Annotated in this window: 13 protein-coding genes; 10 read left to right on the top strand and 3 right to left on the bottom strand. The window is 70.5% G+C overall.

What is annotated here, in order from left to right:
* Positions 1 to 63: 63 nt before the first annotated feature.
* The 7 genes from O7634_RS28975 to O7634_RS28945 are packed head-to-tail and all read left to right on the top strand — an operon-like array spanning position 64 to position 6,737.
* Positions 64 to 846: an alpha/beta hydrolase gene (locus O7634_RS28975; RefSeq protein WP_278153307.1), complete on the top strand. Its 783-nt coding sequence runs from the start codon at positions 64 to 66 to the stop codon at positions 844 to 846.
* Positions 843 to 1,883 carry a thioesterase gene (locus tag O7634_RS28970; protein ID WP_278153306.1) on the top strand — a complete coding sequence of 347 codons (1,041 nt, stop codon included), beginning with the start codon at positions 843 to 845 and terminating at the stop codon, positions 1,881 to 1,883. Before O7634_RS28975 ends, O7634_RS28970 begins: the two co-directional genes overlap by 4 nt.
* 1 nt (position 1,884) lies before the next feature.
* Positions 1,885 to 3,003, top strand: coding sequence for a beta-ketoacyl synthase N-terminal-like domain-containing protein (locus O7634_RS28965; RefSeq protein WP_278153305.1), 1,119 nt, complete (start codon positions 1,885 to 1,887; stop codon positions 3,001 to 3,003).
* A complete protein-coding gene (locus O7634_RS28960) occupies positions 2,997 to 3,485 on the top strand; it encodes a beta-hydroxyacyl-ACP dehydratase (RefSeq protein WP_278153304.1) in 489 nt (162 codons plus the stop codon). The genes O7634_RS28965 and O7634_RS28960 overlap by 7 nt, the downstream gene beginning before the upstream one ends.
* Before the next feature lie 47 nt (positions 3,486 to 3,532).
* Positions 3,533 to 4,279, top strand: coding sequence for a 3-oxoacyl-[acyl-carrier-protein] reductase (gene fabG, locus O7634_RS28955; protein ID WP_278153303.1), 747 nt, complete (start codon positions 3,533 to 3,535; stop codon positions 4,277 to 4,279).
* A gap of 40 nt (positions 4,280 to 4,319) precedes the next feature.
* The gene (locus O7634_RS28950) at positions 4,320 to 5,033 is read left to right on the top strand and encodes a DsbA family protein (protein ID WP_278153302.1); all 714 of its coding nucleotides are present in this window, start codon (positions 4,320 to 4,322) and stop codon (positions 5,031 to 5,033) included.
* Between the two features lie 30 nt (positions 5,034 to 5,063).
* Positions 5,064 to 6,737: an NAD(P)/FAD-dependent oxidoreductase gene (locus O7634_RS28945; protein ID WP_278153301.1), complete on the top strand. Its 1,674-nt coding sequence runs from the start codon at positions 5,064 to 5,066 to the stop codon at positions 6,735 to 6,737.
* 24 nt (positions 6,738 to 6,761) lie between these two features.
* Here O7634_RS28945 and O7634_RS28940 read toward each other — a convergent pair whose 3' ends face one another.
* On the bottom strand, positions 6,762 to 7,646 hold the full coding sequence (locus O7634_RS28940) for an alpha/beta fold hydrolase (RefSeq protein WP_278153300.1): 885 nt from the start codon (positions 7,644 to 7,646) through the stop codon (positions 6,762 to 6,764).
* A 65-nt stretch (positions 7,647 to 7,711) separates the two neighbouring features.
* Between O7634_RS28940 and O7634_RS28935 the strand changes: the two genes are divergently transcribed.
* A complete protein-coding gene (locus O7634_RS28935; protein WP_278153299.1) occupies positions 7,712 to 7,927 on the top strand; it encodes an MbtH family protein in 216 nt (71 codons plus the stop codon).
* A gap of 85 nt (positions 7,928 to 8,012) precedes the next feature.
* Here O7634_RS28935 and O7634_RS28930 read toward each other — a convergent pair whose 3' ends face one another.
* Positions 8,013 to 9,152 carry a tryptophan 2,3-dioxygenase family protein gene (locus O7634_RS28930; RefSeq protein ID WP_278153298.1) on the bottom strand — a complete coding sequence of 380 codons (1,140 nt, stop codon included), beginning with the start codon at positions 9,150 to 9,152 and terminating at the stop codon, positions 8,013 to 8,015.
* A 104-nt stretch (positions 9,153 to 9,256) separates the two neighbouring features.
* Entirely contained in the window at positions 9,257 to 10,258 is a 1,002-nt protein-coding gene (locus O7634_RS28925; RefSeq protein ID WP_278153297.1) for a methyltransferase, read from the bottom strand.
* Between the two features lie 358 nt (positions 10,259 to 10,616).
* Here O7634_RS28925 and O7634_RS28920 point away from each other — a divergent pair, with 358 nt between their 5' ends.
* Positions 10,617 to 11,669, top strand: a complete 1,053-nt coding sequence (locus O7634_RS28920) for a hypothetical protein (RefSeq protein ID WP_278153296.1) — start codon at positions 10,617 to 10,619, stop codon at positions 11,667 to 11,669.
* Between the two features lie 167 nt (positions 11,670 to 11,836).
* On the top strand, positions 11,837 to 13,090 hold the full coding sequence (locus tag O7634_RS28915) for a glycosyltransferase (RefSeq protein ID WP_278153295.1): 1,254 nt from the start codon (positions 11,837 to 11,839) through the stop codon (positions 13,088 to 13,090).
* The last annotated feature ends 5 nt before the right edge of the window (positions 13,091 to 13,095 follow it).

Raw genomic sequence — 13,095 nt, 5'->3', positions numbered from 1 at the left:
GAGCGAGGAGCCATGGTCGTCGGGAACAAGCCCCACGCGGGTCCGGGACGTCCCTCCGTCGTGGTGCGGCACGGCCGTGTCGACGAGGGGCGCGACGGCCGGATGCTGCTGCTGCACGGTCTGGCCAACAACTCCGGCGTCTGGTCCCGGCTGGTGGCGCAGGACCGTGGACTGCTCGGCGAGATCTGGACCGCCGACCTGCCGTGGCGATCGGACGGACCACCGGACTGGGGGCACAGTCTCGATCTGCTGTCGCCGGTTCGAGAGGCCCTCACCGCGGTGCCCGGCGGCTTCGACGTCGTGGTGGCGCATTCCTTCACCTCGAACGTGGTGCTCCGGTTGTTGACCGAGGACGCCGGTCGCGACCTGCGGGAGCAGATCCGCGGACTGGTGCTGGTCGCCCCCTTCTACCGGGGAGCGCCCGCCGAGTTCCGTGGCGACACGGTGCCGGCGCTCTACGACGACTTCGTGCGGGTCATGCGCGAGGGCATCGCCGTTCAGGCCCGTCCCGGCACCGCGCCCGACATGGTGCACGCCATGGCGGAGCGGGTCTGCGACCAGGTCGGACCGTACGGCTGGCTGCGGGTGTCCGACACCTACCTGCGTACCCCCTGGTTGCGACTCGACGGGTTGGGGATGCCCGTGCTGGTGGTGGCGGGCGGTCGGGATCACTCAGCCCCGGAATCCGAGCGGCTCGCCGGCGCGCTGCCTTCGGGCTCGCTCGCCGTCAGCGCGCGCTGCGGTCACTTCCCGATGCTCGAAGACGTGGACTGGTTCGCGGGCGTTCTGCGCAGCCACCTGATGTCAGTCGTACTAGCCAGCCCGTGCCCGACCGGCGCGGCATGACGAGAGAGGCCCCACCCGTGGCGGAACTGCCCGACAGCGTCGTCAAGAACCTGCTGGAAACGTCGACCACAAGCGAACTCCGACCTGGTTACGAGGGTGCCAACATCGGCACGATCATCGGGTTCAAGCACGTCAACTACCTCATCGAGCAGGGCATCATCGAGCACTTTCGGGCGGCGGGCGCGCCGGTCGGGCGGCTCTACGACGAGCACGGCCTGGGCTTCGACCTGCTGGAGCTGGACACCCGCCTGCAGACCGCACTGCTGGTCGACGACATCGCGGCGGTCGAGGTCGTGCCGCACACGCCGTCCGACAGCACCGAGTTCGTGTTCAAGGTGCAGATCCGGGTCGTCCGGGACGACGCCGAGAAGAAGGCGGTCACCTCCACGGCGCGCGCCGTGCTGCGCCGCGACGACCGGGTCACCGACCCGGACCCGATCCCCGAGGAGCTCGGCCGGTTCGTCACCGACCACATCGGCAACCAGGTGGCCGAGTCGTTCGACGCCGCTCCGGCGGTCGGTCACGCCACGGCTCAGGAGCTCAGCACGGACCGGGGCGTGAGCGACGACCCGGTGATCGCCCGACTGACCGAGGGCCGCAACGCGTTCGGCTGGAAGTGGCGGATGCCCTACTTCTACTGCCACTTCTTCGAGCGTGTGCAGATGTCGGGCTACCTGCGGCAGATGGAGGAGGTCGTGGACCGCTTCCTCGCGGCGCGCGGCCTGTCGATCAAGCCGATGCTCGACGAGCGGAACTGGATTCCCGCCGTGACCCGCTCGCACGTGCGGATTCTCGACGAGACGGTCATGGAGGAGGAGCTCTACACCGTCTACACCGTCGAATCGATCTTCAAGGACCTTCTCTACACCTCCACCATGGACTGCTACGTGCTGCGCGAGGGTCGCCTCCTGCACACCGCCACCGGGACGATCACCCACGCGTACGGCGTGGTCGAGAACGGCCGTGAGGGCCGGTTGGTGAACTTCGACGACCGGGTCCTGCGCGCGCTCGAAGGCAGCCGGACGGGCACGGAGTGAGATGAGCAGAGTTTCCGTGCCCGCTCCGGTCATCTCGGCGTGGGCGGCCGTGTCGCCCTTCGGGATCGGCGTCGGCGACTTCGCGGCGGGGCTGCGCTCCGGCCGCCCGGTGCTGAGCGCGCCGGGGGACGTCGACGGTGTGCCGCCGGGGCAGAGCGTGGGGATGGTGCCGGACTTCGTCCAGCGTGACGTGCTCGGCCGCCGCGGCACCCGGGGAATGGACCGGCTGACCGGACTGGCCGTGGTCGCGGCCGGTCATCTGGTCGGAGCCGGCGATCTCCCACCGGGGGAGCGCGTGGCGGTGGTGCTCGGCACGACCACGGGCAGCCAGCAGAGCATGTCGGACATCACGCGGGACACGCTGATCCACGAGAAGCCCTTCTACATCGAGACCGCGCACATTCCCAACGCCATCATGAACTCCTCGGCCGGCCAGTGCGCGATGCGCTACGGCCTGCGGGGCCCGAACGCGACGGTGGCTGCCGGCCGTACGTCGACGTTGTCCGCGCTCATGTACGCGCGGCGACTGCTCGCCGCGGACCGCGCGCGCACGGTGCTCTGCGGCGCGGCCGAGGAGTTCTCGTCCGCCCGCGCCTGGTGGGAGTGGCGCGCGGGTTCGTTGACCAACGGCGCGCCGCCGCTGGGGGAGGGCTGCGTGTTGCTCCGGTTGGACGCGGGGTCCGGCGGGGCGGTCGCGGACGGCGCCAGCGGCGATCCGGCCGCGCCGGTCCGCGCCGAGCTGGCCCGGCTCGTTGCCGTCGAGTTCGCCACGCACGACGGCAGGTCCCCCGCGCAGGCCGTCGAGCTGTGTGTACGGCGGGCGCTGGACCGCGCGGGAATCCTCGGGGAAGACGTGTGGGCCATCGCGGCGGGCACCTCGACCCAGGGTCCGGACACCACCGAGTGGGAGGTCCTGGACAAGCTCTTCGCCGGCCACCAGCCGTACCGTGTCGACTGCCTGGCAGCGGTCGGCGACACCGGGGCCGCGTGCGCCGGATTCCAGCTCGCGGCCGTGCTGGCCGAGGCGACCTGGACCTCCGGCGTACAGGGACGGCACGCGGTGATCACCGCGCTGGACAGTGACGGGTCGGCCGGTTGCGCGGTGGTGCAGCTGTGCTGAGTTCCGGGCTGGACGCTGTCGCGATCCGCCGTCTGCTTCCGCACCGGTACCCGATCCTGCTGGTCGACCGGGTGCTGGAGGTGGAGCCCGGACGTCGGTTGGTGGCGACGAAGGCGGTCACCTGTAACGAGCCCTGCTACGCGGGGCTCGACGCCGGGGCCGGCGAGGCGGAACTGGCGTACCCCGCGACGTTGCTCGTCGAGTCCTGGATGCAGTCCGCGGGGTTGCTGGCGGGTTCCGGCGCCGAGGCGGTGCGCGCCGGCGACGACCAGGTGATGCTGGCCGGCTCGCTCAGCGGCGTCGAGTTCCACAGTCGGGTCTACCCGGGTGACCTGGTCCGGCACGAGGTGGTGCTGTCCCGCGCCGTCGGCGAGACCCTGCTCTTCGAGGGCAGCAGTTCGGTGGGGGACGACGTCGTCGTCACCGTCGGCCGCTGCGTCCTGGCCTACCGGTCGGCGGACCAACTACGCGTGCCGGAGTGAACCACGGAGCGTGGTGAGACGCGCCGCAACGACAACGGAGGAGCGCAATGTCAGAGAACGCGTCCCGGGTGGCCCTGGTCACCGGCGGCACCCGGGGAATCGGCCGGGCGGTGGTGGAGGCTCTCGCCGCCGACGGCTTCGCCGTCGCCTTCTGCTACCGCAGCGACGACGAGGCGGCGCGCGAGTTGGAGAAGCTCCTGTCGGAGCGGGGCCACCGGACGTTGTCCCGGCGGGTCGACGTGTCCGACGCCGCGGCGGTGAAGGCGTTCGTGGCCGAGACCGACGACGAACTGGGACCCATCTCCGCGGCGGTGACCTCGGCGGGCATCACCCGCGACCGGGCGTTGGCGCTGATGAGCGACGAGCAGTGGCGCGAGGTGATCGACGTCAACCTCAACGGCGTCTTCAACGTCTGCCGGGCCGTGGCGTTCGACATGATGAAGCGTCGCTCGGGCTGCATCGTCACGATGTCCTCGGTCGCGGGCGTGTACGGCAACGCCTCACAGACGAACTACGCCGCCGCCAAGGCGGGGATCATCGGCTTCAGCAAGGCGCTGGCCAAGGAGGTCGGCCGCTACAACATCCGGGTCAACGCCGTCGCGCCCGGATACATCGAGACCGACATGACCGCCGACCTGGCCGAGAAGGTCAAGGAACGCGCCCGCCAGTCCATCGCGTTGGGCCGGATGGGCTCCGCCGAGGACGTCGCCGGCCTGGTGTCCTACCTCGCCTCCGACCGTGCCTCCTACGTCACCGGCGCCGTCCTGCACGTCGACGGCGGTATCGCCCTGTGACGCGCCACCCCGCAGAGCCCGCGACCAGAAGAGGACGACAATGAAGACCCAGAAGCGGCCGAGGTTCTTCTTCTCGCTGCGCAGCCCGTACTCGTGGCTGGCGTACCGGGACCTGACCGAACACTTCCCGGACGTGGCCGACGCGGCCGAGTGGGTCCCGTTCTGGGAGCCCGACGAGACGACGACCGCGCTGCTGACCGCGGCGAAGATCGAACTGCCGATCGTGGCGATGTCGAGGGCGAAGAACTTCTACATCCTGCAGGACGTACGCCGGTTGACCAGGGCCCGGGGTTGGGACGTCACGTGGCCGATCGACAAGGACCCGGTCTGGGAGATTCCCCACCTCGCCTATCTGCTCGCCGACGACGCCGGCAGGGGACGCGACTTCGTCGACCTGGTGTACCGGGCGCGCTGGCAGGAGGGTCGCGACGTCTCGCTGCGGACGACGGTGGCCGAGATCGGCGACGAGTTGGGTCTCGACGGTGACCGGCTCGCTGCCGCCTGCGACGATCCGCAGCTGCGCGAGCGTGGCGTGGAGTGCCTGCGCGCCTCCTGGAAGGACGGGCTCTTCGGGGTGCCCTTCTTCGCGTACGGCCGGGACAAGTTCTTCGGCCTGGACCGTCTCCGCACCTGGGTGGCCGCCGTACGGGGTGTCGAGCTGACCGAGGTCGGCGCGCCCTGGTGGGACTACGAGGCGGCGCCGTCGTTCTCCGCCCCCGGCGCCGACGGTGGCCCGGCCGGCGGGTGTGCCTGAGTGGCGTCCGTGGCGCCGGAGGAGGGTGACATGTCGGCACAGCAGTGGGACGCCGTCGTCGTCGGCGCGGGGCTCGGCGGCCTGGTGTGCGCCGCGTACCTGGCCGCCGACGGCCGCCGTGTGCTCGTCACCGAGCAGCACGACGTGGCGGGTGGCAACAGCCACGTCTTCCGGCGTCGACGCGCCTACGAGTTCGACGTGGGTGTGCACTACCTGGGCGACTGTGGGCCGGATGGGGTGCTGCCAGCCATCCTCGCCGGGGTCGGCCTCGGCGGTCGGGTGCGGTTCCTGGAGATGGACCAGGACGGCTTCGACCGGATCGAGCTGCCGGGCCTGACGATGGACATGCCAGCGGGGTGGCAGGCGTACCGCGAGCGGTTGGTGGCCACGCTGCCGGAGGAGGCCGCGGGACTGAACACCTTCGTGGACATCTGCTCCGCCGTGGGCGCCGAGATGCGCGAGACCCTGCTCTCCCCGGTCGAGATGGCCATCCAGGAGCTGATCGCCGCCACCCCGGCCACGGTGGCCTGGTCCCGCCGCTCGTTGGCGGAGCTGTTCGACCACTGCGCGCTCTCCGCGGCGGCCCGGTCGATCCTCGCGGCTCAGTCCCCGAATTACGGAATGGGCCCGGCCCAGGCCACCGTCGGCACCCACGCCATGGTGACCGACCACTACCTGCGTGGCGCCTACTACCCGGAGGGTGGCGGTCAGGTTCTCGCCGCTTCGCTGGTGGAGGTCATCGAGGCGAACGGCGGCGAGCTGCGTACCCGGTGCCGGGTGGAGCAGATCGTCGTGGAGGGTGGCAGGGTCACCGGCGTCCGGATCCGTGGCGAGCGGGAGCACATCAGCGCCCCGCTCGTGGTATCCAACGCGGACTACCGTCGCACCGTGCTGGAACTGGTCGGTCCGGAGCACTTTCCCGCCGGTGTGGTCAAGCGCACCCGCGCGGCCACCATGGGCATGCCGTTCGTGACGCTCTACCTGGGGCTCAAGCGCCCTCTGCCGCAGCGGCGCAACGCCAACGTCTGGTGGTACGACGTCGACGTCGACGACTACTACAAGCAGCTCGCGGCCGAGGGCCCGGACGACGTCCCGTTCCTCTTCCTGTCCTTCGCGTCGCACAAGGACCCGGACTCCACAGCGGTCTGCCCACCCGGCCACACCAACTTCCAGGCGATGACGCTCTGCCCCTCGGACTACGCCCCCTGGGGTGTCGAGGAGGGGCCGACGCATGGCACGCGCTACCGTCGCAACCCCACCTACCTCGAGAGCAAGAAGCGGATGACCGAGCAGATGCTCGACAGTGCCGAACGCGTCCTGGGACCGTTCCGGGACGACCTGGCACACGTCGAACTCGGCACCCCGCTGACGCACGAGCGGTACACGCTGTCCACCGCCGGCACGCCGTTCGGCATGGCGCAGTGGGGTGGTGGCTCGGGGCGCCCCGACACCCGGACGACAGTCGACGGGCTCTTCGTCGTGGGTGCCAACACCCGCTACGGCAGCGGGATCACCGGGGTGGCGGTCAGTGGGATCAGCTGCGCGGGCCAGATCCTCGAGCGGCGTCTGCTGCCCGAGGTGCATGCCGGCACCGTGCTCGGCGACCCCGCACGGCTGCCGGACCGGCCGGCGGTGTGGGATCCGCTGCTGGTCTCGCGCGGCAGGGGTCGGCACAGCGCCCGAGGGCTCGCCGGTATCGGCTGACCGTCGCGGCGGCCTCCGCCCGGGTCACCGGGGGCTCGACGGGACGGTCATGTACCGGGGCAGCGTGGCCCAGACATCCGGCGTGTAGAAGTGGCCGCCCGGCAGTTCGGTGACCCGGCACCGGCCGCGTGTCAGGTCGCGCCACCCGTGCGCGGCCGTCCGGTCGGCCACCGGGTCCTCCGCCCCGAAGAGTACGTTGATGTCGAGGTCGAGGACGGTGCCGGGCGCGTAGCGGTAGCTGTCGGACACCCGCAGGTCCGCCCGCAGCAGACTCACCGCCATGTCGCGCAGGTCCGGTTCGGCGAGCACCACCGGGGAGAGTTGACCGCTGTCGCGCATCCAGGCCAACAGCTGCTCGTCGGTGTCGGTGACGAACGGGGGGCGGGTCTGCTGGTCGGCCCAGCCCGACGGCGGCTCGGACGCCGACACCACGAGCCCGTACGGCCCCGGGCGGGTGGACCGCTGCAACCGTGCGGCCACGTCGAAGGCGAGCCAACCGCCCATGCTGTGACCGACGAGCACGTACGGGCGGCGCACGAAGGACACCAGCGCCTCGGTCACCTCGCTGGCGAGCTCCTCCCAGTCCGCGGCGTACGGCTCCCCGTAGCGGGACTCCCGCCCGGGGTAGCACACCAGCACCACCTCGACGTCGTCGGGCACGGCCCGGCTCCACGCGTGCATGGGCGAGGTGCCGCCCCCGCAGAAGCTCAGACAAACGAACACCCGGGACGCTTCCGGGCGCCGCCGCGGATAGACCAACGCCGGTTTTCCTTCGTACACCTCGACCCCTTCGTATTGCGCGGGAAGATCGCTGGAGTGTTCGAATCTGCCGCATCCGCCGGCGCGCCGGGGAGACCTATTCGGTTCTTCTAAACGGTGCGGCGGACGGATGTGCGGCCCGCTTAGCATCAGGCGAGTCGTGGTCAGCCATAACTGTTCGCCGCGGCTGCGGTGAACGGCCGAGGAGGGTAAGCGTGAGTAATCCGTTCGAGGACGACGAGGCCGACTACCTTGTTCTCGTCAACGATGAGGGTCAGCACTCGCTGTGGCCGGTGTTCGCCGAGGTGCCGGCGGGCTGGAACCAGGTGTTCGGCCCCGCGAAGCGCCAGGTGAGTCTCGAGTACGTCGAGCAGAACTGGACGGACATGCGCCCCAAGAGCCTCGTCGCCGCGATGGAGGCCGCGTCCTGACGTCGGTGGGCGACCGATCGTGCGGCGACCCCCTCCAGGTGCACCGGAGGGGGTCGCTTCGTGTCCGGACCGGCTCCCGCGGCACTCAGCGGTAGACGAAGTCCAACATGGTCCCGGCCGGCGGTGTCGGCCCGCCCGCGACGCCGGGACCATCCTTGTGGACGAAACGCTTCAGGTAGCCCGCTCCCTCGGTGCCACCGGACCCCTTGATGTCCGCGAGGTGGCGACGTCCGAAGCCGTAGTGCCGTCCCCGCCAGGTGAGCAGGGTGGCGTCGGTGCGCGCGTAGGTCTCCTGTAGCCGGCGTAGACCGGAGTCGCGTACCGCCTCCCGTAGGCACCGCTGCTCACGGGACTCGGTGCTGAGCAGTCGGGCCAGGTGCGGAAAACGCTCGTAGACCTCGGCCTTGCGGGAGTCGTAGCCGTAGAGCACGAGTTCCATCAGGTGGTAGTTCAGCGACTGTACGGCGCTGGCCGCCCCGGTCGCGTCACGGAACGTCAGGAACATCTCGGGTGTGAGCGTGCGCAGGGCGTGGAAGATCTGGTTGATCAGTTGCGCGTAGCGACCGAGTAGTTCGACCCAGCGCACGGCGCCCAGAGGTTCGCGTTCGACAGCGGTCATCGCCTGACAGGCGATCCACCGGACGGCGAAGAAGGCGACCTCGCAGGCGTGCACGGCCCGCAGGAAGATGTGCTCGTGGTGATCGTCGGACATCGGGAAACCGGAGCACTCCACGAGGAGGAACATCCGCCGGCGCGCCTCCGGGTCCTGTGTGGCCGTCGCCACGACCTCGGCCCCGCGCACCAGGCCGTTCTCGTCGACGGGCAGGTCACCGATCGTGTCGATGAGGGCGAGCAGGCGCGCCTCACGCTCCTCGCCCGCGACACCGCCGGCCCTCTCGATGTCGAGCAACCGGGTCACTGTCGCGTGCAGCGACAGCAGAACCCCGTGCAGCCGGTCCTTCGGGTACGCCTCCAGGAACCAGCCGTAGACGTGCAGATCGGTGTAACGGTAGTACTCGGGAATTTCGTCGTCGGCGTCGAACGAGCGGGTGAGCAGCCACAGCACCTCGCCCTCCGACCCACCGGGGTCGGCCAGCGCGGTCCGGTGCAGCGCCGCGAATTCGCGGCGCTGGCTGGCGGTCAGCGCCAGACGGCCGGCCTTGTGCTGTGCTGCCACCAGTTCGGCGCACCTGTCGGACAGCCGTACGCGATCGTTGAGGACCATCGTCTTCTCCCGGGCAGGTCAGAGCCGGGCGGCAGCGGGCCGCCGCAGGGCCAGGGGCGAGGCGGAACGTCGGAGTGCGGATCTGGCGACGCCGAGGACGGGCCTCAGCTCGTGCGCTCGCCCACGATCAGGTGCTTGTCCTGCCGGGTGCGGCGGATGCCACGGGGCGTGAACCCAGCCGCCGTGAGCAGTGCGCCGAACTCGTCAGCGCTGCGGTGACGTCCCTCGGTCTCGATGTGCATGGACAGGTTCATCACGGCCGTGGACAGTGGTCCGACGCGCTCGGCGTCGAAGAGCCGATCCGAGATCAACACCCGTCCGCCGTCGCCGCACGCCTCGTACGCCTTGCGCAGCAGCGCCACGCAGGTGTCGTCGTCCCAGTCCGAGAGGATGTAGCCGAAGTGCAGGCAGTCGCCCGTCGGCAGGGGGTCGCGGAAGAAGTCACCGGCGGCGAACCGCAACCGATCTCCCAGGCCGTGTCGGTCCCGGGTGCGGAGCAGGTGTGGTCCGACCTCGGGCAGGTCGAACACGGTCACCGCGAGGCCGGGGTTGGCACCCAGGGCCTGTACGGCGAAGGCGCCGCTCGCGCCGCCGACGTCCACCAGGTGTCGCGTGTCGGAGAGGTCGGCGAGCCGCACCAGCTCCTCCGAGACGCTGTAGGTCAGCTGCCACATCGCGCTCAGGAAGTGCGCCGTCGACGCCTCGTCCCGGTAGATCGTCTCGAACGGCGCGGGGGCGTCGGCGTCCACTGCCGCCTTGCCCTTCGCGAGGTACCCGTCGAGCTTGCCGATCTTCTCGGCGGTGCTCGTCACCAAATAGCTCAGGAAGGTTCCCAGGTGCTGCGGGCTGCCGCTCTGCAGATACGGCGTGTACGCCGCGACCATCCGGTAGCCGGCCGACTCGCGGGTGAGCACGCCGACCGCGGCGAGAACGGTGAGCAACCGGTCGACGGTCTCGGCGTCCACGCCCGCGGCCGTGGCCACGGCCGCCGCGGAGCGGGGTTGCTCGGCCGAGAGCGCGTCGAGGACGCCGTGCTTGTCGGCGAGGTGCAGGACCTGCGTCGCGAAGAGTCCGTAGACCGCGGAATCGAGTACCGAATCGCTCATCGACAACCTCCGTCAATTCGTGCCGGGTCGGCGACGGCGGCGAATTCCGCGTAGAACGAGCACCATCACCGGCCTGCTCGGAATTCGCTGGGTTCATTGCGGTCGCCCGCGGGCAACGCGTGTGTCGCCATTGCGTGCTGGTCGCTGGCAGCAGGAGCCTCGCATTGGGCGAGTTGTCCGGGCCTCCGAGATCAAATCTTTCGATCGTGCGGCTCACGCGCGTCGCGACCGACCACAAGCGGGCGGCATTCTGGACGAGGGCGCGCTTCTTGTCGCGTACGACACCGTCCTGATGAGAAAACTCTCATCCATGCCGCTTCTCAGCTCGCTCACAGCCCGCGTCGGCAGGATCGGATCTATGGTGGAAGATGTGTTGCCCCGGAGCGATGCGACGCCGCTCAGCCCGCGTCAGCAATGGCCCCGGTGGGCCCCGTTCGCCGCGACAGCGGTGTCCGGAACGCTCGCTGGCGCCGTCGCGATCGGCGCCCTCGCCGGGCAGCACGCTCTCGCCGGGTTGCCCGGCGTCGCGATCCCCGGCGCGGTCGTGCTGCTGGTGGGTGCCGTCTTCGCTGTCGCGACCGTCCGCCCGTGGGGCCTGCGGCTACCGCACCGCCTCGTCTCCGTCGTGGTGTGGACCGTCGCCGGGCTGTGCCTGGCCGGCAGTTGTTGGTTGCTTCTCGACCTCAGCCAGCTCGTCGTGGAGGGCACCATCACCGACCGCGACGGCAATTCCGGCTGGTTGCAGTTCGGGGAGCGACTCGCGCTGACGGCCGTCGGGGCGCTCTTCGTGGCGACGGCGCTCGCCTGGCGGCGGACCACGCTGTGCGCCCGCTGCGGGCACGTGCACGCGGTGGTGACGGTGGCCACCGAGCCACCGGATCCGCGCCCGGCGTCGCGGCGGGTGCAACTGATCGCGTACCTGGGGTGCCTCGCCTGGCTGCCCTACGGGGGTCTGCACACCCTCGGGGCGCTCGGTGTGCAGGGCATCGAGCCCGGTGGGTACGAGCCGCAGCTCATCGCGGCGGTAGCCTTCTGGGCCGCCATCGGTCTGGCGATCTTCCTCCTGCTCGGCCTGGTCAGTCCATGGGGTCAGGTCTTTCCCTGGTGGGCGCCGCCCTTGGCCGGCAGACGCGTGCCGCGCTTCCTGCCGATCGTGCCCGTGTGGCTGATCGCCCCGACCTTCGTGCTGTACGGGCTGGGCAGCGCCGTCTTCGTGCTGCTGCTCGCGTCCGGCCTGGTGTCCTGGGGGGACGGCGACGGTGACCTGGGGCTGGTCGGGTTTGCGCAGCCCATCTCGTTCGCGGGTTACGGTGTGGCGTTGGTGATCGCCGCGATCTCCTACCAGTTGCGTACCCGGCCGGTTCCGGCTGTCTTTGCGCCCTGCCCGGTCGCACCAAAGGAGAGGGTCTAGCGCGGCCGATGTCGTCCGGCAAGTCGACTGCAATTTGTTGGAACTGACGCTAATGCGATCCGGGCTTGCCCGGGCGGTCGATGCCTTTCGCAAGCGGTAAGGTCCGTCTCGCACGTTTCAGGCAATTCCTGTTCCTGTTTCGGCGGGAAGAACGTTGGGAGTGACCGATGCGCATAGTGATCATGGCAGTCGGCAGTCGCGGCGACGTCGCGCCGTACACCGGCCTGGCCGTGCGACTGCGGGAGGCCGGCCACGAGGTCACCATCGCGACCCACGTGCTCTTCGAGAAGCTGGTGCGCAGCCGTGGGCTCGGATTCCACGCGCTGCCGCTGGACACCCAGGAGGAGATGACGTCCCGGCTGGTGGCGAGCGGCACCAGCAGTCCGCTCCAGGTGACGCTCGCGATCAACAAGGTGGTGGCCGAGCATGCCCGCCCGATGGCGGACGCGATGCTCGCGGCGGCGCGGCAGGCCGACGTCGTGCTCCTCTCGCCGGCCGGGTGGATCGGCGGTCACGTCGCCGAGGGGCTCCGTCTGCCGAGCATGGGGGTCTACCTGCAACCGATGACCCCGACCCGGGAGTTCCCGCCGCCGACGGTCACCACCCGTTCGCTCGGCGGTTGGGGCAACCGCAAGGCGGCGGCGTCGCTGCGCAGCGTGGGGCAGAAGCCGTTCCGCGCGGTCGTCGACAGGTTGCGCACCGAACTGGACCTGCCGGTGCTCAAGCCGGACGCCTGGCTCGCCCAGCTCGACGCGAACCGCTGGCCGATCTGTTACGGCTACAGCCCGGTGGTCGTCCCACAGCCCGCCGACTGGCCGGAGTGGAACCACACCGTGGGCTACTGGTGGCCGGCGCCCGACCCGGACGCCAAGCCCGACGCCGAGCTTGTCGACTTCATCGCGGCCGGCCCCGCACCGGTCTACATCGGATTCGGCAGCATGCCCGCCGAGGACTCCGACGCGCTCTCCGCGATGATCGTCGAGGCGCTGCGGACCAGCCGGCTGCGGGCGGTGGTGAACAGCGGTTGGGCCGGTCTGCGGGCGGCCGGCGACGACATCTTCACCGTCTCCGAGGTGCCGCACGACTGGCTGTTCCCGCGGATGGCCGCGGTGGTGCACCACGCCGGAGCGGGGACCGCCGGCGCCGGGCTGCGCGCCGGGGTGCCCACGGTCCCGGTGCCGTTCATGGTGGACCAGCCGTTCTGGGCGCAGCGGCTCGAACGGCTGGGCGTCGCGCCGACGGCGATCCCGTTCCGCAAGCTCGACGCGGGCCGGCTGGCCGCGGCGCTCACCGAGGCGACCGCGAAGCCGGACTACCGCCGCCGCGCGGCCGACGTGGCCGGACACCTGGCGCGGGAGGACGGCGCGCTCGGTGTGCTGCGGGTGCTGGAACGGCTCACCGGAACGCAGGATGGCGCATAGAGGTT

It is taken from the genome of Micromonospora sp. WMMD1120 (genome assembly GCF_029626235.1).
Lineage (GTDB): Bacteria > Actinomycetota > Actinomycetes > Mycobacteriales > Micromonosporaceae > Micromonospora.
This window is presented reverse-complemented; position numbering and strand designations above follow the sequence as displayed.